The sequence below is a fragment of the Bacillus sp. FDAARGOS_235 genome (assembly GCF_002073415.2).
Classification (GTDB): domain Bacteria; phylum Bacillota; class Bacilli; order Bacillales; family Bacillaceae_G; genus Bacillus_A; species Bacillus_A toyonensis.
Map to the genome: position 1 here is coordinate 1,278,993 of NZ_CP020437.2, position 21,783 is coordinate 1,300,775.

23 protein-coding genes are annotated in these 21,783 nt (G+C 33.4%); 7 read left to right on the plus strand and 16 right to left on the minus strand.

The window, feature by feature from the left end; genetic code table 11:
* Positions 1 to 22 precede the first annotated feature (22 nt).
* From A6J74_RS08120 to A6J74_RS08140, 5 genes are all read right to left on the minus strand, one after another.
* A complete protein-coding gene (locus A6J74_RS08120; RefSeq protein ID WP_000651853.1) occupies positions 23 to 1,168 on the minus strand; it encodes an ABC transporter permease in 1,146 nt (381 codons plus the stop codon).
* 1 nt (position 1,169) lies between these two features.
* Positions 1,170 to 2,279 carry an ABC transporter permease gene (locus A6J74_RS08125; RefSeq protein WP_001020185.1) on the minus strand — a complete coding sequence of 370 codons (1,110 nt, stop codon included), beginning with the start codon at positions 2,277 to 2,279 and terminating at the stop codon, positions 1,170 to 1,172.
* A gap of 37 nt (positions 2,280 to 2,316) precedes the next feature.
* Entirely contained in the window at positions 2,317 to 3,255 is a 939-nt protein-coding gene (locus A6J74_RS08130) for an ABC transporter ATP-binding protein (RefSeq protein ID WP_001093803.1), read from the minus strand.
* Positions 3,256 to 3,392: 137 nt separating this feature from the next.
* Positions 3,393 to 4,493 carry a sensor histidine kinase gene (locus tag A6J74_RS08135; protein WP_000397635.1) on the minus strand — a complete coding sequence of 367 codons (1,101 nt, stop codon included), beginning with the start codon at positions 4,491 to 4,493 and terminating at the stop codon, positions 3,393 to 3,395.
* Positions 4,494 to 4,497: 4 nt separating this feature from the next.
* A complete protein-coding gene (locus A6J74_RS08140) occupies positions 4,498 to 5,136 on the minus strand; it encodes a response regulator transcription factor (protein ID WP_000694089.1) in 639 nt (212 codons plus the stop codon).
* A 325-nt stretch (positions 5,137 to 5,461) separates the two neighbouring features.
* Between A6J74_RS08140 and A6J74_RS08150 the strand changes: the two genes are divergently transcribed.
* The 4 genes from A6J74_RS08150 to exsE are packed head-to-tail and all read left to right on the plus strand — an operon-like array spanning position 5,462 to position 8,358.
* Complete coding sequence (locus A6J74_RS08150) at positions 5,462 to 5,902, plus strand: RNA polymerase sigma factor (RefSeq protein WP_229170007.1); 441 nt, start codon at positions 5,462 to 5,464, stop codon at positions 5,900 to 5,902.
* The gene (locus A6J74_RS08155; RefSeq protein ID WP_000972343.1) at positions 5,899 to 6,342 is read left to right on the plus strand and encodes a hypothetical protein; all 444 of its coding nucleotides are present in this window, start codon (positions 5,899 to 5,901) and stop codon (positions 6,340 to 6,342) included. The genes A6J74_RS08150 and A6J74_RS08155 overlap by 4 nt, the downstream gene beginning before the upstream one ends.
* Entirely contained in the window at positions 6,335 to 7,405 is a 1,071-nt protein-coding gene (locus A6J74_RS08160; protein WP_001039103.1) for a hypothetical protein, read from the plus strand. The genes A6J74_RS08155 and A6J74_RS08160 overlap by 8 nt, the downstream gene beginning before the upstream one ends.
* Positions 7,402 to 8,358, plus strand: coding sequence for an exosporium protein ExsE (exsE, locus tag A6J74_RS08165; RefSeq protein ID WP_001261438.1), 957 nt, complete (start codon positions 7,402 to 7,404; stop codon positions 8,356 to 8,358). The genes A6J74_RS08160 and exsE overlap by 4 nt, the downstream gene beginning before the upstream one ends.
* Positions 8,359 to 8,390: 32 nt before the next feature.
* Here exsE and A6J74_RS08170 read toward each other — a convergent pair whose 3' ends face one another.
* Positions 8,391 to 9,638, minus strand: a complete 1,248-nt coding sequence (locus A6J74_RS08170; protein WP_000058290.1) for a DUF445 domain-containing protein — start codon at positions 9,636 to 9,638, stop codon at positions 8,391 to 8,393.
* 158 nt (positions 9,639 to 9,796) lie between these two features.
* Positions 9,797 to 11,131: a D-serine ammonia-lyase gene (locus A6J74_RS08175; RefSeq protein WP_000658443.1), complete on the minus strand. Its 1,335-nt coding sequence runs from the start codon at positions 11,129 to 11,131 to the stop codon at positions 9,797 to 9,799.
* A gap of 149 nt (positions 11,132 to 11,280) precedes the next feature.
* Between A6J74_RS08175 and A6J74_RS08180 the strand changes: the two genes are divergently transcribed.
* Positions 11,281 to 11,826 (plus strand): helix-turn-helix domain-containing protein, encoded by a 546-nt coding sequence (locus A6J74_RS08180; protein WP_000427659.1) that lies wholly within the window; start codon positions 11,281 to 11,283, stop codon positions 11,824 to 11,826.
* A gap of 51 nt (positions 11,827 to 11,877) precedes the next feature.
* Here the strand turns inward: A6J74_RS08180 and A6J74_RS08185 are convergent, their stop codons facing one another.
* From A6J74_RS08185 to A6J74_RS08210, 6 genes are all read right to left on the minus strand, one after another.
* Positions 11,878 to 12,558, minus strand: coding sequence for a prolipoprotein diacylglyceryl transferase family protein (locus A6J74_RS08185; RefSeq protein WP_000454798.1), 681 nt, complete (start codon positions 12,556 to 12,558; stop codon positions 11,878 to 11,880).
* A 17-nt stretch (positions 12,559 to 12,575) separates the two neighbouring features.
* Positions 12,576 to 13,130, minus strand: coding sequence for a TlpA family protein disulfide reductase (locus A6J74_RS08190; RefSeq protein WP_000733179.1), 555 nt, complete (start codon positions 13,128 to 13,130; stop codon positions 12,576 to 12,578).
* A gap of 19 nt (positions 13,131 to 13,149) precedes the next feature.
* Positions 13,150 to 13,863, minus strand: coding sequence for a cytochrome c-type biogenesis protein CcdA (gene ccdA / locus A6J74_RS08195; protein WP_000990445.1), 714 nt, complete (start codon positions 13,861 to 13,863; stop codon positions 13,150 to 13,152).
* A gap of 54 nt (positions 13,864 to 13,917) precedes the next feature.
* A complete protein-coding gene (locus A6J74_RS08200) occupies positions 13,918 to 14,730 on the minus strand; it encodes a M56 family metallopeptidase (RefSeq protein ID WP_000871944.1) in 813 nt (270 codons plus the stop codon).
* Between the two features lies 1 nt (position 14,731).
* Entirely contained in the window at positions 14,732 to 15,148 is a 417-nt protein-coding gene (locus A6J74_RS08205) for a BlaI/MecI/CopY family transcriptional regulator (protein ID WP_000495072.1), read from the minus strand.
* 97 nt (positions 15,149 to 15,245) lie between these two features.
* Positions 15,246 to 15,644 carry a DUF3942 family protein gene (locus A6J74_RS08210; RefSeq protein WP_000347531.1) on the minus strand — a complete coding sequence of 133 codons (399 nt, stop codon included), beginning with the start codon at positions 15,642 to 15,644 and terminating at the stop codon, positions 15,246 to 15,248.
* 392 nt (positions 15,645 to 16,036) lie between these two features.
* Between A6J74_RS08210 and A6J74_RS08215 the strand changes: the two genes are divergently transcribed.
* Complete coding sequence (locus A6J74_RS08215; protein ID WP_000762103.1) at positions 16,037 to 16,735, plus strand: peptidase E; 699 nt, start codon at positions 16,037 to 16,039, stop codon at positions 16,733 to 16,735.
* 134 nt (positions 16,736 to 16,869) lie between these two features.
* Here the strand turns inward: A6J74_RS08215 and A6J74_RS08220 are convergent, their stop codons facing one another.
* Positions 16,870 to 18,279, minus strand: coding sequence for an MATE family efflux transporter (locus tag A6J74_RS08220; protein ID WP_000804166.1), 1,410 nt, complete (start codon positions 18,277 to 18,279; stop codon positions 16,870 to 16,872).
* Between the two features lie 97 nt (positions 18,280 to 18,376).
* Complete coding sequence (locus A6J74_RS08225) at positions 18,377 to 19,141, minus strand: DUF2087 domain-containing protein (protein WP_000997951.1); 765 nt, start codon at positions 19,139 to 19,141, stop codon at positions 18,377 to 18,379.
* A 633-nt stretch (positions 19,142 to 19,774) separates the two neighbouring features.
* Between A6J74_RS08225 and A6J74_RS08230 the strand changes: the two genes are divergently transcribed.
* Positions 19,775 to 20,197 carry a PH domain-containing protein gene (locus A6J74_RS08230; protein ID WP_000669051.1) on the plus strand — a complete coding sequence of 141 codons (423 nt, stop codon included), beginning with the start codon at positions 19,775 to 19,777 and terminating at the stop codon, positions 20,195 to 20,197.
* 107 nt (positions 20,198 to 20,304) lie between these two features.
* Here A6J74_RS08230 and fumC read toward each other — a convergent pair whose 3' ends face one another.
* Positions 20,305 to 21,693 (minus strand): class II fumarate hydratase, encoded by a 1,389-nt coding sequence (gene fumC, locus A6J74_RS08235; RefSeq protein WP_000456622.1) that lies wholly within the window; start codon positions 21,691 to 21,693, stop codon positions 20,305 to 20,307.
* Positions 21,694 to 21,783: the final 90 nt, after the last annotated feature.

The following is a 21,783-nucleotide window of genomic DNA, read 5'->3' on the forward strand; positions in this document are numbered from 1 at the left end:
TTAACGTCACACCCATTTCACATTAAACAAAATTCCTCGCATCATTATTTCTTCCAAACTTATAAATTGCAATTAAGAAAAATGCTATTGCAAAGGCGAATAAGATTAAAATATTCAAATACAACTCAGAGAATGGAATACCTTGCTGTAGTTTTGCTATCGTATCTAGTAACCAGCGCTGCGGTAGGAAATCAGCTACTTTTTGTACCGCTTTTGGCATAATGTCATATGGAAAATAACATCCAGCAAGCAAACATGTTGGTACTATCACTAGATTTTGCATTGCATTTGAAGCAGCCGAACTTTTTGAAAAAGACACAATAACTAATGATAAACCAATTGCAATTAAAGCGAATATCATAAGCACACCAATCATTACTATGAAAGGCATATTAATATTTGTATGAAAAACATTCGTCATAAATAATACTGCAATGACAATTTGCAATGTTAGTATCATCATATTTACCGCGACGTTGGACAATATAAATTTCTTTCCATCAATTGGTGTTGATAATAATCTAAAGTACGTTCTATTCTCTTTTTCTTTTAAAATAAATCCTGATAAGTTCACTGCTGAAAACAGCATAAACATAATAAGGTAACCCATCGTTTGGTTTGTCATATCTTTATTTTTCGAAGTATCTTCTAGCGTCTCAGTTTTCATTTTAAATGAACTTTTTTGATACCCTGCGTACATACTATCAAATGTACTTTGATCTGTTCCTGCTACTTTACTAATAGCTGCTACATTATCAATATAGTTATATAAATATGATTTTATAAATGCTGTTACTTGATCACCTTTAATCGATGCAATCTCGATATGATTAGGTTTCCCTTCTCGAACACTTTTTGAAAAACCAGAATGTAATGTAATAACTCCATCAAGTTTTTTGGAAGTGAGTTTATCTTCTACTTCCGACTCCTTAACCTTACTCACTTTCACATGATTTAATCCTTCTAAAAACTTTATCGTATCATTTGCTATCGGCTCATTTTCTTTATTTACAATCCCGATATTTAACGTACCTTGCCCCGCATTTCCGTATATCGAAAAAGAGATGAGCGTTCCGATTATCGGCAAACTAATAATAATGAATAATCCTTTTTTATTTTTCAAAAGGACAGATAGTGTTTTTTGTATGAGCCATAAAATATCTTTCATACTATAGCCCCTCCCGTCTACGTAATGCAATAATTGCAATTAATAAAAAGAGTGCTGAAATCCCAAGATTTAAACATATTACCGGCAGTGCCGCTCCTACATCGTTTGCATAAATAATTTTCATGACAGCTGTGTTTGCCCACGTTAATGGTGATAAGTTCGTAACGAAATTTTCTTCTACTACGAAGTATGCACCACCAAAAATAGAAGCTAACTGTATAACAACAAGAATAATTGCTCTCGATGATTCAGCTGTTTTCGTAATATACCCGATCCCTAAACCGAAGCTAATTGCTAGAAAGACTTGTGTTAACAAAATAATAAATATAATTCCAAGATGGTCGCCCCAATTCGCTTGAAATACAAATTTGCTAAATAACATGACAAGTAATACGCAAAGGGCGTTTGCTACTAGGCTACCAAGTACTTTTCCAATGAATATTTCAGCCTTACTTATAGGCGCAGCAATGAGACGATCTCCTGTTTTACGTATTCGTTCTCCTCGAATTAAAGAACTCGCTCCCATCCCAGCATATAGTGCGATCATCGTCGTCATTACAACCGCATAGTAATCCATAGAACCTGGCTTTTTCGCAGCTTGTAAAGATGTTTCTTTTATATAATCATTATGATTCCCATTTGAAATAACTGCGCTCACCTTACTAGGATCTACTTTTGCCACTTCGGTTGCTACATTGTACTTATCAACAAATGTTGTAAGCATACCTTCCACAATACTTCCCTCAATACTACTTTTGTCACTTCCGTAAAACTTTGCACCATCTTTATTTAATTCTACATAAGCAGCATATTTATTTTGCTTCACTGCCTCTTTCCCATCTATACCTTCAGAAGCTTTTTTAAAATGAATACCCGATTTATCGACTTCTTTCGTAAATGCTTCAAACGATTGAGAAAATGTGCTACTCGCTTCATCTTTATATAGCACTTGTATATCCTTAATCGATTGACTATCACTATTAAATGCATTCGTTAACGCTGTCCCTAGCACAAGCATAAGCACAATAGGAAATGCTAACATAAAAACTAAAGTTCTTACGTCCCTGAAATCTCTTTTAATATGCATAACTGCAATATTGAAGATGTTCAATTGATGAACCTCCCTTTACCTTTTCTTCATTTACCTTTTATTTATCTCGTAAGTTTCTTCCAGTCAACGTAAGGAATACTGTTTCTAAGTTTGGAGCCTGTTCCTCTAACGAACGGATTTCAATGTCATGATTAATGAAATGCTGAATAATTTTATTTAAATTGTTTAATCCTGCATCCGAGTTTACTTTAATTACGTTCTCTTCAATTTGAACAGCTTTCACACCGTTTATCTCTTTTAACTGCTCTACATCTAATTTTTCTACCGACTTTACTTCAATCCAAATATCTTTCGTGTCGGTAATAATTGCTTTTAACTGTTCTTTCGTTCCTTCTGCAATCACTTTACCGTGATCTACAATTGCTATTTTCGTACAAATCTCTTCTACTTCTTCCATGTAGTGGCTCGTGTAAATAATGGTACTTCCCATTTCATTTAATTTTCGAACAGACTGGAGAATATAGTTTCTTGACTGTGGATCAATTCCAACTGTCGGCTCATCCATAATAATTAACTTCGGTCTATGAGCGATCGCACAAGCGATATTCAGTCTTCGTTTCATCCCGCCAGAAAAGTTTTTCGGGTAATTTTTATGTTTATCACTAAGCCCCACAAATTGAAGTGCTTCCTCTACTCTCGCTTTTAATTCAGCTCCTCTTAACCCGTAAAGTCCAGCAAAGAATTTCACATTTTCATAGGCATTTAACTCTTCATAAATTGCAATATCTTGCGGAACGATACCAATATTCATCTTCGCAAACCGATTATGCTTCTTTATATTTTTTCCTAATATGCTAATTTCACCTTCATTACTTCTTAACAACCCAGCAATCATATTTATCGTTGTACTTTTACCAGCACCATTTGATCCTAAAAATCCAAATATCTCTCCTTCTTTAATAGATAAAGACATATTATCAACTGCGATGAAATCACCAAATTTTTTCGTTAAATTTTTAATTTCTAATGTATTCATCATTTCACCCCTATTTCGGTTTCTCTGCTATTTATTATAAACAAAAAAAATGAACCTGCTCAGTGCAGAAGTTCATTCTTTTCACATGAGATTATTCACTTTTTTCATATGAGATGATTCATCTTCGTCCCATTCTTTTATATCGGCAGCAACATTGTTACTGAAAAACCACTTGTCCCATCTACAATAATTTTTCCGTTTACTGATGCCGTTCGCTCCTCCATCCCCATAATTCCGAGACCTTTCTTAACGAGAGCTGCACCTTTTCCGTTATCCTTCACTTGTACTTTCACCATCTTGTTAAGTACATGAATATCTATGGAAATGACTGTCGCATCAGCATATTTCATTGCGTTTGTAAGTGCCTCTGTAACATTTTCACCGATAATTTTCCACTGAATAGGAGAAATCATATCTAAGTTACCTTTATATACGAAAGGAATATTTACATCATGCTTACCGGCAAATTCCTCTATGAATAATTTCATACGATGGATACCAATTTGCTCAGTTGGTGGCTTCATATTTTTTAATGTAATGCGAATACTTTCAATTCCATCTTTTGAAATGTGAATTGCATTTTGTAATAACTCGGCAGATTTTTCTTTATCTATTTCCATTAACCTCTTTGCTGCTTCCATTTGAATTAGTGCACCCGTCATCGAGTGGCCAATTTTATCATGAATTTCTTGTGATAGCCGGTTTCTCTCTTCTAACTTAAATGTGTATTCTGATTGCTTTATGTACTCTTTATTTTCATGTAAGCTTTTCGTCAGCCGCTGCATATCTTTTCGCATCTTATCATTTTGTGATTCAAGCTTTAATACACGCGATATATACCGCTCTGCCATAGTTAATACAATGAAAGAAAATGCAACAATTAATCCATATGTCATTCGAATACTTTCATCTGTAAAGATAATAGGAATCATCATAACGATAAAGAGCTGCCATTTCTTCTCTATATATCGAAATACAAGTTCATATAAATTCAATGGTAAAAACAAAATAAAAAGCGGATGAATCTTCCATGTAAATAACATAACTACGCCAATTGACACAGAAGTTAATATGTTTTTGTACGTATCTTTTTTAAATATAGAAATCAGTACGTTTACAGAAAGATATAAAAGCAAAGTAAATATAATCCATGGTAAGTTCGCGACATTTAAATAAATGTAACTAAACACAATATATATAAAAACAATTAATTTACTTACAATTAACCAAAATTCCATATCATTAATCTACTTTCCCTGTTAAGTAATAAATCGCAATTTGTGTGCGATGTTCTAGTCCAGTTTTCCCTAAAACCGATGTAATATAATTTGCGATTGTTCCCTCTGATATGAAAAGCTGCTTTGAAATTTCTTTATTCGAGAAACCTTTCGCAATTAATGCGATAATACTAAGCTCCCTTTCTGTAAAAAGACTCTTATCTATTTTACATTCTTCCTCTTTACTTTCCATTAAATTAGATTTAATTTTATCAAGTACTACATCTTGCATAACAGTTTGACCGTTATACACTCCTTTTATCGCATCACGAATACGTTCCGGATCATTATTTTTTAATAAATAACCTTTTGCTCCGTTTTTTACTGCGTCCAATATATATTCATCATCATCAAACGTCGTTAAAATAAGCGGCTTCGTTTTCGTCTCTTCACAAATTAACTTTGTCGCCTCTACCCCGTTCATGTTTGGCATGCGGACATCTAAAAGCACAATATCGACTTCATGTTTCTTACAATATGCTACAGCTTCTTTTCCATCATTTACAGTATCTAACACTTCAAACTCTTCGTATGTATTTAAAATAATTTTCATGCCTTCTCTAATAAAAGAATTATCATCTGCTATTAATATTTTAATTTTCATGTTTGTTAGTATGGACGTCCTCCTACTAACATTCACATCCTTTCTCCGCGTAACATTTCCTCTTTGCTCATTATATACTCCTTTTTACCATTTTTTCACACCTTTTTTCATATAGCCTCCTTTCTAAAAATATATTATTCTTTTTTTACAACATGTGTAGGGTGACTTATCATTTCTTACGTCTATATAATAGAATGCGTCAAAAAGGAGGGAGAGACCCATTGAGGAAAAACAATTAATTGAAAAAGCACAGCAAGGAAGCGAACATGCTTTTCGTATCCTTGTACAAACGTATCGTCATTATATTTTTCAAGTTATCTTTTCTATTTTAAGACATGAAGAAGATGCGAAAGATGTTACACAAGAAGTATTCGTAAAAATTCACGCCTCTCTCCCAAATTATCAATTTCGCGGATTAAAAACGTGGATGGCGCGTATTGCCACCAATCACGCTATTGATTATAAAAGGAAGAAAGCTAGAGAACACGAAGAACTCTCCTTATGTAAAGAAACTGAGGAAAATATAAAATCCTCTCATAACATTGAAGCTTTACTATTGACGAAAGAGCAAAAATTACTCATTGCTCAAAAACTAAGAGAACTTCCTGAAAATTACCGTGATGTCGTTCTCTCGCATTATTTAGAAGAAAAAAGTTATCAAGAAATTGCTTTGCAGGAAAACATCGAAGTGAAAACAGTCGAAATGAAACTGTATCGGGCAAGAAAATGGATTAAAAAACATTGGAAGGAGGAAGAGTTTCTATGATGCATTATTCAAAAGAAGATTGGCGCAATTATACATTAGATTTTATAGAAAGCAATGAACGTGAATCTATGGAAGAACATCTTTTTGAATGTGATTATTGTTTAGCACTTTATATGGAAAGTATTGATGAACAACATGAAAACCTTCCAATGATAAATGATGATTCATTTACGAACGAAGTTATGACGCAAATTAATTTTGAAACACTACAGTCTAATGAATATATAAAAACAAACTCACTAAAACGCACAATTATTCACTACATAATTGCGACTGCGGCTACAATTATTTTTATGGTAAGTGGTTTATTCCAATATATTTTTACAGCGACATCAAATTTCGAGAAATCTTCAAAACATAACGAGTCTTCTATCTCACAACAAATTGTAAACAAATCGGTAGACACATCAACAAAGGACGGAGGTTCAAAGCATGAATAAAAACCCCTTTTTAGCACTTGTATTAGGGCTAATTCCTGGGCTTGGACATTTATATTTAAAGAAGTTTGGACGATTTATTTTATATAGCGGAGGGGCTGTATTTCTATTTATCTTTGCAGCATTTTGCACAATAGCATTAGGAGAGCGTGATATTGCTTTTCTTTCTCTATTTTTACTAGTCGTGTTATGGGCGATCAATTTATTAGATTTAGTTATCACTATTATTAATCAATCGAAAAAACAAGCGGCCGGAGAATTTACAGAGTCCTCTAAAGAGAGCGAACGATTTTATATCATTCTTCTATCAATTATCCCTGGACTTGGTCATTTTCAATTAGGACTTATGCAACGTGGCCTTACATTTTTAGTAGCTTGTACAGGAATCGGAAGTATGATCATTTTCGTTGCCCTTTTAACATCTCAAGAAAGTTTCCTTATCTTTCTCGTGACGTTACCTGTTTTATGGATTTATAATTTCTTCGATGTTGTTCAACAACTACAGAAAAAAGAACGCGGAGAGCAACTAGATGACCGTACTATTTTTGAAGAGTTTGAAGAGCACCGAGAACAAGGAAAGAAAAATAAAACATTCGCTTCCATTTTAGCGATGTTTCCTGGAGCAGGACATATGTATTTAGGCTTACAGCGCCGTGGTCTTCAGCTTATGGCAGCCTTTTTACTATCCATTTATTTGCTCGACTTATTAAGACTTTCTGCGTTTTTATTTTTAGTACCAATCATTTGGTTCTATAGCTTTTTTGATGCGTTACAGCAAACTGCAAAATACGGAAAAGAACGTGTTAATGACGAACCTATCATAGATTATTTTATAAATCATCAAAGATGGATCGGTATCGGATTAATTGTATTAGGTGGTTATTATTTATTAGATCAAACAGTCCTTCCTATTTTGAATGACTATTTTGCAACTATATTTAATATTCATCTTAGCGAACTATATTATCGCTATTTCCAAACGTCTATCGTTGCTCTCCTTTTAATTGGCGGCGGCTTTAAATTGTTACTTGGAAATAAAGAAAATAAAGGTGGTACAAACGAATGAGAACATGGCGCGTTGGAACATTCTCAATGGGGCTTTCCATTATTACATTAGGTTGCTTCTTACTATTTTCAGTCATTAAAGGCACCCAAGTATTGGATACATTAACAGCATGGTGGCCTGTTTTACTTATTATACTTGGCGCTGAAATTTTACTATACCTTCTATTTTCTAAAAAGGAACAATCATTTATTAAATATGATATTTTTAGTATTTTCTTTATCGGCGTTTTAGGAAGTGTTGGAATTGCTTTTTACTGTTTATTATCTACTGGATTACTAGACGAAGTTCGTCATTCTATGAATACAACGAGGCAAACGAGTAATATTCCAGACGGACCACTTGATATACCTGAATCTATCAAAAAAATCGTAGTAGATGCAGGACATCAGCCTCTAACGATAGAGGGAAATAATACAAATCAAATTCATCTTTTGGGAACGTATGAAATGACGACGAAAGCAAATGAAAAACTCAATTTAAAACGAGATGATTTCCTTTCCGTTCAAACGGCTGGAGAAACGATGCATATCACATTAAAATCATTACCTGTTCAGCATACGTTATTTAACTCGGCACCACAGGTGAAACCAACGCTTGTTCTTCCGCAAAATAAAAATGTGGAAATCCGTGCTTCAAATAACGAACTATCTCTTTATCCAGGTCAATTACAAAATAATTGGTTTGTACAAGAAAGCTCAAGAGTGTCTGTCCATCTTGCAAAAGAGAGTGATGTATCTTTAACAGCAGTAACAAATCAAAAAGAAACACATGGAAACACACCTTGGGAACAAGTTGAAGATTTAACGAAAAAAGAAAATAATACTTCAGAAGAAAATCCAGAATTAATCGACCGAGAACATTGGTATAAAAATTCGATTAAAACTGGAAATGGAACGTACAAATTAAATATTGAGAAAGCTTATAATTTGAATATGAACGTTATCGAAAAATAAGAAAAACCTTCCACAAATGTGGAAGGTTTTTCTCATATAATCGCTTTAATTCCTTCTAAAATTAAGCCAATCATAAATCCGCAAACAGCCCCGTTCACTCGGATCCACTGCAAATCTTTACCGACATTATTTTCGATCATTTCAATTAATGTTTTATCGTCTAGTTTATCAAGGTTTTCTTGTACAAGTTTTCCAATTTTCGAATGATTCTTTTCAACAAGTGTGACAACTTGCTTTTGTAACCAATCTTCTATTTTTTGAACCGTCACTTCGTCTTCTTTTATTTTATTCATTTGCGTTTGTAAAAATGGAATAACATATGTATCAGCAAATTCTTCTTTGTTTACAAAGGTAACTGCTCTTTGTTGTACTTGCTCCAGCATCTCTTTTATTTTGTCAGTAGCATCCCAATTCGCAATCCACTTTTCTTTCCAATTTTCTAATTCCTGTAGTAAAGCTTCATTTTCTTTTACATTTATAATTTCTTGGCGAATTTTTGATAAGATAAGTTGTCTTGTGCCATTATCTGCATCTTGTAAGCTGTTAATATTGCTAATAATAAATTTCTGCAAAATGCCGCCAATTTTATCTTCATCTACAATATTCATAAACGATTTCAAAGTAAACTGTAAGAATCCATCTACTTTTATGTTTTCCATCGCCTTCATACCTAAGCTTCCAAGCTGGTAACGAGCTTCATCTTGCGCTGTCCAATCTTTCACTTTTACTAATATGTAATCAAGTGTCTTTTCATCATATTCTTGCACAACTAATTGATCAACAAGCACTTGTAAGATGTTACTCGTATTAATTGTATGCAAATATGTTTTAAGTTCTTTTTCAATAATAACAGCTAACTTTTCTGTATCTATTGAAACAATCGCTTTCTCAGCAATCGTTACAATTCCCTTTTTCACAGCATCAGACTGCATTTCTCTCTCAGCAATTTGTAGCACCATTTGCGCTAACTGCATTTCTTTTACTTTATTCGTAATACTTTCTTTCGTCAGCCACTCATTTTCTAACGTATGAATGAGCCCTTTCGTTACTCGTTTACGGTTTTTAGGTAACAAAGCTGTATGCGGAATTGGGATTCCCATCGGATGACGAAATAATGCTGTAACCGCGAACCAATCCGCAAGTCCGCCAACTAATCCAGCTTCAAATCCCCCTTGTATAATCTCTCCAGCTATCGTTCCTTGAAAAGGGATAGAAGCAGCAAAGCCTACTCCCATAACCCCAAGCGAAATACCCGCTATATATTTAGTCTGTAATGACATCGTATACACACATCCTCTTATTATGTAAAATAAAGCTGTTTTGTTATATTTATTCGATATTAGTAATCCTTCATATCTATACTATAAAGAACTATTGTGAAAATAACAAAGATTTTTATGTACATGAAAAAATGAGGCTACAACTAGCCTCATTTTTCTTATATTGTTAATTCCAAACCTTTCTTATAATACCCATTCATCACATCTTCTGGAACCATGCTCCCACCAGTTCCCCACACAATATGAGTACCTTTTTTCACCGTCTCTGTTAACTGTTGCTTTTGTAAATACTCGTTTTCATTTTTACATACATTCACTGGCCCAACCATACCAGCTAATGCAGAAGGCTCTAAATTAATATTTTCCTTATCAGCCAGTTCTTTTAATAATCTATATAACTCTTCATCACTTACTGTGTAATTTCCGTTCAAAAATGGTTCTATCGTTTTACCGACAAATCCAGACGGTCTTCCTACTGCCAGTCCGTCCGCGTCTGTTATATTATCAATCCCGATATCTTGAACGGCGATTTTATCATGAAGTCCTGTCATTAACCCGAGTAACATACATGGAGAATGTGTTGGCTCTGCAAAGAAACAATGGACGTTGTTTTTATACAATAACTTTAAACCAAATGCTACCCCGCCAGGTCCCCCACCTACTCCACACGGAAGATAAACGAATAAAGGATGTTCTTCATCTACTATAATCTCTAACTCTTCTAATTGCTTTTGTAAACGAGATGCTGCTACTGCGTATCCTAAAAATAAATCATGTGAGTTTTCATCATCTACAAAATAACAGCTAGGATCTGCATCTGCTTGCTGACGCCCCTCTTCTACTGCTTTACTATAATCAGCTTCATATTCAATAACATTTACACCTTTATTTCTTAATAAATCTTTTTTCCATTCTTTTGCGTCTGCTGACATATGGACAGTTACGTTAAAACCTAGTTTCGCACTCATAATCCCAATACTTAGCCCTAAATTACCTGTAGAACCTACCGCAATTGAGTATTTTGCAAAAAACTCTCTACATGTGTCACTATCTAAAATAGAATAATTATCTTCCTCTGTTAACATTCCATGCTGCAGAGCTAATTGTTCAGCATGTTTCAACACTTCATAAATCCCGCCCCTAGCTTTAATTGATCCTGATATCGGAAGATGACTATCACATTTTAATAGTAATTTTCCTAGTATAAGTTGCCCGTAATTTTTCTCTAAAGACTGTTTCATTGAAGGTATTTTTACTAAAGGTGATTCTATAATACCATTCGTTTCTTTCGTTTCAGGAAAAACTTTCGCAATATATGGTGCAAAACGCTTTAATCTCTCTTCCGCGTCTTTGACATCTTCTTCATTAAGTGGTGAAGCTGTTATTGCTGTTTCATATTTTTCTATATTCGGGTTTATCCAAAATATTTCTTCTGTTGCAATAAGCTTGTTAACTAATGGATACTCTGCTTTTAATACCTCTATTTCCTTCATTCCGTTTCCTCCTCATATCCTTGTAGCTTGCTATACAATAAATTATAATTAATTTAATTTTAATATAGTTTAACATAAATTATTCATTTTAGTTAATTTTAATTTAATTTATTTAAATATAATTTAATAATCATTAAGGAGAATGTTTTATGGAAAATATAGATATTGGTAAAAAGATTGAAAAGCAAAGAAAAGAAAAAGGTTTAACTAGTAAACAACTAGCAAATATGGCTGAAATTACACCATCTATGTTAAGTCAAATTGAGCGTGGTTCTGCTAACCCTTCTATTCAAACGTTAAAGGTACTCGCAAAGGCACTGGATGTTCCAACATTTAGTTTTCTACTTGAAGAAACAAATACAGACGATTTAATCGTGCGCTCTCATAAACGAAAAAAAATGATTATCGATAATTTATCATATGAAATGCTATCGCCTGATTTCACAGGTAATTTAGCAACAGCAATTATGACTGTTCCCCCAAATACTTCTTCATCAGATAATATTCTAGAACATAAAGGTGAAGAATTAGCATTTGTATTAGACGGAACAATTACATTGTATTTAAATGAAGAAGAGTACACATTAGAAACTGGTGATAGTGTAAAAATACCTGCTTATTTAAAGCATAAATGGGTAAATCAATTCGAGAAAAATGCAATTGTCTTATTTTCTGTTACCCCGCCGATTTTTTAATATATAAAATAAAAATAGCCACGCACGGATACTCTCCGTACATGGCTATTTTTATTTTTTCGGCATGAACAAAATGCCTAAACTAACAACACAAAAACTAAGTATTTGCTGTATTGACAGGCCAAATAGAACCGAGTTTTGTTCACTAATAAGCGAAATAACAATATGAGCAGTCCCCTCACAAATTAGAAAAACACTTATATTTTTTCCAGTTCCTAATCTTTCATTTTTCATCCATAACAAACCAATTACACAAAGGGCGAGGATGATCTCGTATGCGAAAATAGGATGATATAAAAATTTAGATTCATATATTTTCATTCCCCATGGTAGTGTCGTTTGTACACCTACTTCTCGATGGAATAGAAAATAAAAGATACTGCTCACGCACAATGCAAAAGGCAATGCATCAAGTAAAATATGAAGCAAAAATTGCTCCTTTTTACTTTTCCAAACAATGTATGCACTCGCAATTATGCCCCCTATTAAAATGTGCTGCATGCTTCCTACAGCTAGTAATGCTTGCAATGGCGACCTAAAAGCCCATACTGGATTTAAAATTGCCGGTGCAAATTTCCATACAAATACGATAATAAGAAACGCATTTGTTACAGCATCCATCATTTTTTCATACGGTACATTTTGACGCTTCATCTTTCGTTTCATCAGCATAAATCCAAATAGACTTCCAATTATAAGAGATACGGGTTGTAACCTCATGATCCACTCCATCGCTGCAAAATCCCCTCTTAACCCTCAATTAATTTTTGAAATTTCTTTTCTAATTGATCTGGAGGTAATACCCCTCGTACATGATCTACTATAATTCCATCTTTATTAACAAAAAATGTCGTTGGTAAAGAAAATACTTTATAATCTAATCCAGCTACTCCATCCATATCTAGAAGAACTGGAAACTCAAATCCATAGCGATCCGCAAATGCAGTTGCTTCTTGTACTGGGTCACTAACAGTTGCATTTACTGCAAAGATTTCAATATCCTTTTTATATTTGTCATAAAAACGAACTAAGTCAGGTGCCTCCATTTCACATGGTCCACACCACGATGCCCAAAAATTAATAATATATGGTTTTCCCTTCGCATCATTTAGCGAATACAACTTTCCATCTAATCCTTTTAATGTTATATTTGGTGCTTTAAACCCTATTTGTGGTAATACTTCTTTCTCTTTTAACTCCGCTTGTTTCGCTTTTCTTTCCTTTTCTTCTTTCTTTGAATTATAAAAGTTAACACCCGCCCAAACGAGTGCTCCTACTAATATAATAGCAATTAGTTTCTTCACTTTTCTTCCTCCTCATTTTTTAAAATCCTGTAAATCCACCAAATAGGCGAATAAAGAACGCTGTAATTTTCGTCATTTGATTTGTATACAATAAAACACCTGTTACAATCATCATTCCACCGCCAATTTTCATCATGACATTGGCATATGTAACAATCCATTTTACCTTCCCAATAAAGAATGCCATCACGAAAAATGGAACCGCAAACCCAAGAGTATACGCTGTAATATAAAGAAGTGCCCCTTCAGGATTCGTCGCGCCAAGCATGAGTACAGCTGAAAATATCGGCCCAACACATGGCGTCCATCCCGCTGCATATGTCATACCGACTAATATCGAACGAATATATCCAGTCGATTTACTTCTATACTGCACCTTTTTCTCTGCCATAAGCCACTTAGGCTGAAACAATCCAGTCATAAATAACCCCATCAAAACAATAAAAACCCCACCAATTTGTTGAATCAATTTTTGGTTAGATGAGAATGTTATTCCAATCCAGCTTACCGACAAACCTAACGCATAAAATATAACCGAAAATCCAATCATAAAAAATACGGTATGTATAATCGCTGATTTTTGCATAATCCCACGATTCTCTTTTAAATCTTGAATTGAAACACCTGTAATATAAGATAAATAAGATGGATATAGAGGTAAAGAGCATGGCGATATAAATGACAATACTCCCGCCCCAGCTACAAGCCAAATTGTTAAATCTGCTGCGTTCATTTTATTCCCCCTAAAAACACTACACCTAGTAGTGTTAATTGTTAAAAAAAGAGGCTATATGCACTCTCCGACAATAAGTACAATCGACATACAGAATAAACCTAGCGTTACATATACCGAATTTGTATGTAACGGGATAGTAAGCTTCACAACTTTTTCATTTAACACTTGCTCAATTCGTAAATTTATTGCTGTTTTTGCAAATGAAGCTGTCACACATCGATTTTCCATTGTCTTTATTTTAATTAATTTTAATAACGCGCTACCTAACTCGAATGAGGATTTCATTTTTTGCATCGCATATTTATCTGCTGCTAACTCTTGATACGTATGGTATCGCTGTAGCAGCCCTTTTAATATCGGGATGTACAACATTCCTTCTGCTAATAACGTAAAACAAAATAATTTTAGTGGATCCCGATTGTTTTGATGATATTCTTCATGAAAAACAATCGCATCAATTTCTTCCTCTGAAAACGTGTGAATTATCCCTTCTGACATGACAACTTTCGGACGAAATAATCCAATTGTAAATGCTGCAATTTCCTCGGTCGGTAATATATATATTTGTTTTCCTTTTCTAATAAAAGGTACAAGTATTTTTTGTAATTTTTTACTATAGAAAAATTGCCGCCAAACTCTTTTGCACACTATCAGTACAGTAAGTAATAATAATCCAGCTATTATGATACGAATCAACGATAGTTCTTTCATATGTTTTTCTAACTGAAACAAGCAAAACTTTGAAAGAAAGAACGCCTTATTTTGAAAAAGAAATGGATATGTAACGTAATACGTTAACATACAAAAAAAGAGAGTACTAACAATTACTGCTAACAATACGATTTTACGCATTTGCCATTTCATTTTATCGATCCTCTTTTTTTAACTGACTCAATTTATCTTCTAATTTTTTTAGTAAAGTCGGATCAGCCTGCTCTAACTCATCTAACATATGATTTACAACTAAATCTCCAAATTCCCCCATTAATTCCTGCGTCATTTTCTTCGTTTGATTGGATAAGAATTCTTCTTTTGTTTGTACAGCATGATATATGCCACTTCTTCTCACAGTCTGTTTTTCTAAGTGTAGTTTCTCTACTAACCTGTTCATAACTGTCATAACAGTATTAAAGTTCACCGGTGATTCTTCACTTAATTTCTGCTGTACTTCTTTAATGGTAATACCTTCAGTGGACCAAACAATCTCCATTATTTTCGCTTCAAGTGGTCCAAAGAAGTGATTTAACCCTTGCTCATTTAACTTATAATTTTGAGTAAACATAGTATGGCTCCTTTCACACTACAGATTGTAGTACAAATTAAATGAAAGGTCAAACACGAATGATATAAACTGCTATCCACTAATTATGAATATCCATTCATTGTAAACCTAACTTCTCTCCAAATGTATCAAATAGATACTGCTCTAATATTTGTACACTAAACTTCTCATTACGCCCAAGTGCAAATAATTCCCGATTTTTCGCTACGATAGTGTCTAACGGAATAGCTACATTATCCACTATTTTTGTAATTTCAATTATATTACTTTTCACATTGACTTCCGTTTTAAATTCAACATTCTCCAATACTATATGTGAACGTCTTCCTGATGCAAAAAAAGTAAAGTTAGGATTTTTAACGACGCCAATTTCACTCTCTAATGCATATAAATAATGAAAAATTATATCTCTATGTCCATCTTTTATTACTTTTTCATCCTTCTCATCATCTAAGTATTCTTTCAACTTCGTTGTAAATTCAAATCGAAAATCCACTTTTTTCACGCTCCTTTTTTCATTCTATACCGAATAAATATATTAATATAATTTTACCATATTGTAATACAAGTTCCTATAAAAAGTAAAAAATACGTTTGTAAAATCCCTAGTATTTCCGACGCCTTTATAAAATATATACACTCATTCAATATTAATTAATGAGTCGTTATATCCATTTAACCATATTGTTTCCATATTTTGAAACAATAGTATGCAATATTATATATCAATAAACTGTTTCTAATTCATCACTCTATATAATCATCATTCCCTTTACTATTCCAATATATTTAAACTGTATTTTCTCTTTATTCATTACATTAGAGAAGGAATGTAACTCTCTTCTATCGAATTTTTACATAACAAAAATGATTAGGTGGTGCTTTACTATGAAATTAGCTGTCATTGGTGGTGGTGATTTACAAGATTTAAATCACTTTCATATTAATGAACGACTTATAGAATTAACAAATAAACAGTACCCAAAAATATTATTCATTCCAACAGCTAGTCATGATGATGAAAGCTATATAAAATTATTTTTAGACACGTTTGAAAACCAATTCCATTGTGATGTACAAATTTTACGTACAATAACCGATATGCCTTCTAAATATGAAATAGATGAGATGATTCATTCAGCCGATTTCATTTACCTTGGTGGTGGAAACTATGTTGAAATGCTTACACAATGGAAAGAACATAAACTAGATGAGAAATTACTATTGGCTCTCGAGCAAGGAACACTCATTGCAGGGTATAGTGCTGGTGCTATGTGTTGGTTCACATCTAGTATCCGATCAGATTATGAAGGTTCTGGTTATGTAGAAAGTAACGGCTGGGGGATTGTTAACAAAAGGTTTTGCCCACATTATAATCAATTAAATAGAATGAATGCTTTTCATTCCTTTTTACAAAATCACCAAGGTAATATAGAGGGGATTGCACTAGAAGATGATTGCGCTTTATATATTACAGAAGAATCCTTTGAAATTATCGGTGCACCAGAAAAAGCGTGGGAGTTTTATATGAGTGATAAAAAACTTATTAGACAACATTTTGATATCACTTTAAAAAGCTATTTATAAAGTGAAACTTTAATCAGTGGGGGTTTTCTTCATCCCCACTAATTATTAGCCCTCATCAATCAGGCTTTTGCGAGATAAACATACGCTTCAAAAAAATGTCCCTAAGTATAATAACTTAGGGACATTTTCACTATTTAACTAACTAATCGTGTAATTCGTTTCTTCTGCCATGAAAGCTTATAATATGCATACTGTAATATGAGACTAACAATAAATGCTGCTGGGTATCCAATCCATATCCCTTCAATTCCAAGGCTTGTATGGTAAGAAAGATAATATGCTACTGGTACTTCAACTAGCCAAATTGATACAACACCAATAACAGTTGGCCATAATACTGTACCACTCGCTCGCATTGTCGCACTAATAATTTGTGCATGACCGAAAATTAAATAACTCCATAATGTAATCATAACTAAACTATGAGCAATATCAATTGTAGTTTGACTCGTTAAAAATAGTGATAAAATGTCTCTTGAGAACAAGTAAATAAGAGATATTAACATACCACCGATAACATAGTTCATAATAATTCCAGCCTTTACAACTTTCTGCAATCGATCAAATTGATTTGCACCAATTGATTGTGCCGCAAAAATAGAGACTGTAATGCCAAGGCTAACGGCTGGCATTTGTACATAACTGGCAACTTGATTCACGACGCCATAAGCAGCTGTTGCATCCGAACCATAACGATTTACAAACGCGATTACCGCAATTTCAGATAATGAAACTAATATCATATTAATACTCGCTGGAATACCGAGTCGTAGCAATAGCTTTAACAACTCACCATCCATTCGAAGGTATTTCCTTACCGTTCCATCTAGTTGTAGTGGATGATTTTTCTTCTTTAAATACACTAGCATGACAATAAACGTAATAACTGTCGATATAACAGAAGCATATGCTGCTCCATACACATCTAATTTCGGAGCTCCTAACCAGCCAAAAATAAGAATTGGTAATAAGATCATATTTAGCGCTGTACTTACAATTAAAAAGTAAAATGGCGTTTTAGAATCTCCTGTCCCTCTCATAAATGTTGTGTATGCAAAATATAAAAATAATACTGGCATCGATATAAATAAAATTCTTGCATAATGTACACTTATTTCAATTATATTTTCTGGCGTTCCCATTAGACGCATAATATCCATTGCAAAAATACTGCCTATTATCGCCAATGCAACTCCGATAATAAACGTAAATGTAAGTGTCGTACCAACGATAGCTTTTAAACGATCTTCATTTTTAGCGCCAAACGCCTGACCAATTAAAATAGAACTACCCGACCCAATTCCAATTACGAATGAAACGAGTAGGAAAAATAACGGAAAGAATGCTGATATAGCTGCTAAATCATTGACACCAAGCCATCTCCCTACTACGACCATACCAAATAATTGTCCAACTGATTGAAGTACATTACTTAATAATAACGGTACTAAAAACATAGACATCGATTTCCAAATCGGTTTACTCTCACTTTCTAACTTATGTGACTCCACACCTTCTTTATTGTTATCTGTAGGTGGTTTCAAATTACATTTCTCCTTTTATTAAAAATCTTTTTTCCATCTCTATCTCTTTGTATAGTTGTTATAATGATTTGCTTCTATTCATTTTCTTTCCGCATTATTATAACTTCACCCAATATTGACTTCCATCTACTGTTCTATCTAAAAATCCATATTCAATTAAATATCTTCTTAAAGTCACGAAATCTGGATATACATTTTCTAAAATTGTATTCACTTCTTTTTCGGAATACTTTTGATTACTATCAAACTTTTTCACTAAGTGACGTAATATAATTAATTTACGCTTTTGCTTCTTCGGAAATTTAGAAAGCGGCCCATCTAATCCATCTATAAAATGAGTTTTTAATACTTCATCATTTTCTTCTTCCGTAATATTATATCGATCATCCACCATCGTTGCTGTTCTATGAATTGGTACAAATTTCGTTTGTACCTTCGATTTTTCTTCTGATAATTCCATTAACGCTAAAAATACTTTTGCTTGCTTCATCTTCTCTCGCAATGTAAAACGATGATTACGAATCGTCGATGTGCTACCGCCGTCCATCTCTTTTACAATTTCTTTATCATTCAGTCCCATATGGAAAAACTGAACCATCTTCTTTTGTAAATCGGTTAAACCAGTAAACTTCTTATCAAGATTTAATAAATAATCAAACATAGACGTATGCTCACTATGCATATGCAATTGGACAAACTTCTCTGCTTCATACAAAACTTGATTATGTTGATAAATAACTCCTTTAATAAACGCTTCTCCACATGCTAAACAAATATACTCCTCTGCTTCCTCATCAAACACATACCCTTTTTTCAATTCCTCTACCGACGCATCCCAAAACTTCTCTGAAATATCGTTCACACTAAACACTCCTTCAAAATGTTTATTTAAAAACAAACAAATTACAATTACGTTTATTATCACTTCATCATCTTAACATACAGAAATCAGACATTTCAATGTTTCGTTTACCTATTTTGCAAACTTTTATAAAATCATCTATAAATTTCTCAAATAACCGCTAACTATAATGAAATTATTATTCCATGGAGAAACTGTAATAACTTAATTAAAGTGATATCCGAAATGAAACAAACCCTCTATTTACCCCCTATCAAATATTCCATTTTAACTACAAAAAAGGCGCTTCCTTTTATGGAAGCACCCTTTCATCTTTTATATTTTTTGTAAACAACCTCTACTAAAACTTTACTTGTCTCTATAAATACATGTTTTCGGTTTCCATCCTCAACCATTTTATTTGAACAGCCACTCATAATCATTATACAACTAAATATGACTAGCGCTACATTTCTATTCTTATAAGCCACTTCATGCCACTCCACTATAAAAAAACTTTATTTACATTTATCCTATCAAAAAATTTTACACGAATAACAAACCCCAAAAATATGCAATCTTGCATATTTTTGCGATTCATTAAGATATTGTGATTTAATTTATTTAAAGAACACTTTTATCGAGGTGACTTACTTGAAATTTAAAGCAAAAAAAAATCCATTTCACGTCATTTTCATTATATTATTTATAATTTTTTTTTTCATTTCACTATTCTTCCAAAATGAAAATTCTATTTTTTTTACTCTTATGATGCTGTTAAATATCGTGAATCTTTCTTCATTCTATTTTTCACACTATAATATAACGAAATCATCAATTGTTGTAAAACACGGGTTCATACTGCGCACTGAAATTCCATTTGAAGACATTCGTCACATTAAATACTCTGGAAAAAAACTCCGTTCAGAAAAATGGACTCGACAGCAATTAGAAATTGATTACAATTTATTTGATTCCGTGAAAACTTTCGTACCACAAGACGAAGAAAAATTCATTTCACTCTTAAAAGAGAACTGCCCACATATAAAAGTAATCCATTCGACCACTACCAAATAATATTTCAGAACTTACAGTTGTGCAGTTGAAGAAAACATAAAAAGGGATTAAAATTTATATGTGAGAAAGAAGCCCAGATTCGAAATTTCGAATCTGGGCTTCTTCTATTATTCTTTTGGAGCGATCATTTTTTTCGGATCTACAATTTCGTCAAATTGCTCTTCTGTTAATAATCCCGATTGCAATGCTGCCTCTTTTAAAGTTAAACCATCTTTATGAGCATGTTTTGCAATTTTCGCTGCATTTTCATACCCAATATGAGGGTTTAATGCTGTAACAAGCATTAATGAACGATTCACGTTTTCGTTAATTACTTCTTCATCCGCTTCAATACCAACTGCACAATTATCATTAAACGAAACAATTGCATCCGCTAATAAGTGCGCTGATTGTAAGAAGTTATAAGCAATAACTGGTTTAAATACGTTTAACTCAAAATTCCCTTGGCTCGCAGCAAATCCGATTGTTGTATCATTTCCCATCACTTGCGCCACAACCATTGTTAACGCCTCACTTTGTGTTGGGTTTACTTTACCTGGCATAATCGAGCTTCCTGGCTCATTTGCTGGAATAATAATTTCTCCAAGACCACTACGTGGACCACTTGCAAGCCAACGTACATCGTTAGCAATCTTCATTAAATCAGCCGCTAATGCCTTTAATGCACCATGAGTATATACAACTTCATCATGGCTCGTTAATGCATGGAACTTATTTGGTGCAGAAATAAAGTTCTTACCTGTAAATTGGCTAATTTCCTCAGATACCATATCACCAAATTTAGGATGAGCATTAATACCCGTTCCAACTGCAGTACCACCAATTGCTAACTCTTTCATATATGTATTGCTCTCAGCAATCATACGCTCAGTTTTTTCAAGCATACGGTGCCATCCACTAATTTCTTGTCCCAAAGTTAACGGTGTTGCATCTTGTAAATGTGTACGACCGATTTTTATAATATGTTCAAATGCAGTTGCTTTCTCTGCTAAAGTTTCTTTTAACTTCGTAATTGCTGGTAATACGTGATTTTCTACCGCAATTACACATGCTACATGAAGCGCTGTTGGAAATGTATCGTTTGAACTTTGAGACATGTTCACATCATCATTCGGATGAATATGTACGTCAGATCCCTTTTCTTTCAAAATTTGATTCCCGCGGTTTGCAATTACTTCATTCACATTCATGTTAGATTGTGTACCACTACCCGTTTGCCATACGACAAGTGGAAAATGCTCATTCCATTTCCCTTCAATCACTTCATCAGCAGCTTCCACAATTGCTTTTGCTTTCTCTTCTGATAACTTCCCTAGTTTTTGATTGCTAAGGGCCGCACTTTTCTTTAAAATCGCAAATGCTTTTACAATTTCAAGCGGCATTTGCTCTGTTCCAATTGGGAAGTTCTCTTTACTTCTTTGTGTTTGCGCTGCCCATAATTTATCAGCCGGAACTTTTATTTCTCCTAATGTGTCTCTTTCAATTCTGTACTCCATTTTTTCATCCCCTTGAAAATTTAATACCTACATTTCTTATATTAACAGACTTCCCTTCAAATGATAAGGATTCTCACTCGTATATATAAA

Bases quoted from the DNA above. Each gene is read 5' to 3' on its own strand.
- exsE (WP_001261438.1), top strand. From the start codon at position 7,402: ATGAGAACATGGCGCGTTGGAACATTCTCAATGGGGCTTTCCATTATT.
- fumC (WP_000456622.1), bottom strand. From the start codon at position 21,693: ATGGAGTACAGAATTGAAAGAGACACATTAGGAGAAATAAAAGTTCCG.
- A6J74_RS08140 (WP_000694089.1), bottom strand. From the start codon at position 5,136: ATGAAAATTAAAATATTAATAGCAGATGATAATTCTTTTATTAGAGAA.
- A6J74_RS08215 (WP_000762103.1), top strand. From the start codon at position 16,037: ATGAAATTAGCTGTCATTGGTGGTGGTGATTTACAAGATTTAAATCAC.
- A6J74_RS08135 (WP_000397635.1), bottom strand. From the start codon at position 4,493: ATGGAATTTTGGTTAATTGTAAGTAAATTAATTGTTTTTATATATATT.
- A6J74_RS08120 (WP_000651853.1), bottom strand. From the start codon at position 1,168: ATGAAAGATATTTTATGGCTCATACAAAAAACACTATCTGTCCTTTTG.
- A6J74_RS08170 (WP_000058290.1), bottom strand. From the start codon at position 9,638: ATGTCATTACAGACTAAATATATAGCGGGTATTTCGCTTGGGGTTATG.
- A6J74_RS08205 (WP_000495072.1), bottom strand. From the start codon at position 15,148: ATGTTTACTCAAAATTATAAGTTAAATGAGCAAGGGTTAAATCACTTC.
- A6J74_RS08160 (WP_001039103.1), top strand. From the start codon at position 6,335: ATGAATAAAAACCCCTTTTTAGCACTTGTATTAGGGCTAATTCCTGGG.
- A6J74_RS08130 (WP_001093803.1), bottom strand. From the start codon at position 3,255: ATGAATACATTAGAAATTAAAAATTTAACGAAAAAATTTGGTGATTTC.
- ccdA (WP_000990445.1), bottom strand. From the start codon at position 13,863: ATGAACGCAGCAGATTTAACAATTTGGCTTGTAGCTGGGGCGGGAGTA.
- A6J74_RS08180 (WP_000427659.1), top strand. From the start codon at position 11,281: ATGGAAAATATAGATATTGGTAAAAAGATTGAAAAGCAAAGAAAAGAA.
- A6J74_RS08200 (WP_000871944.1), bottom strand. From the start codon at position 14,730: ATGAAATGGCAAATGCGTAAAATCGTATTGTTAGCAGTAATTGTTAGT.
- A6J74_RS08155 (WP_000972343.1), top strand. From the start codon at position 5,899: ATGATGCATTATTCAAAAGAAGATTGGCGCAATTATACATTAGATTTT.
- A6J74_RS08185 (WP_000454798.1), bottom strand. From the start codon at position 12,558: ATGGAGTGGATCATGAGGTTACAACCCGTATCTCTTATAATTGGAAGT.
- A6J74_RS08175 (WP_000658443.1), bottom strand. From the start codon at position 11,131: ATGAAGGAAATAGAGGTATTAAAAGCAGAGTATCCATTAGTTAACAAG.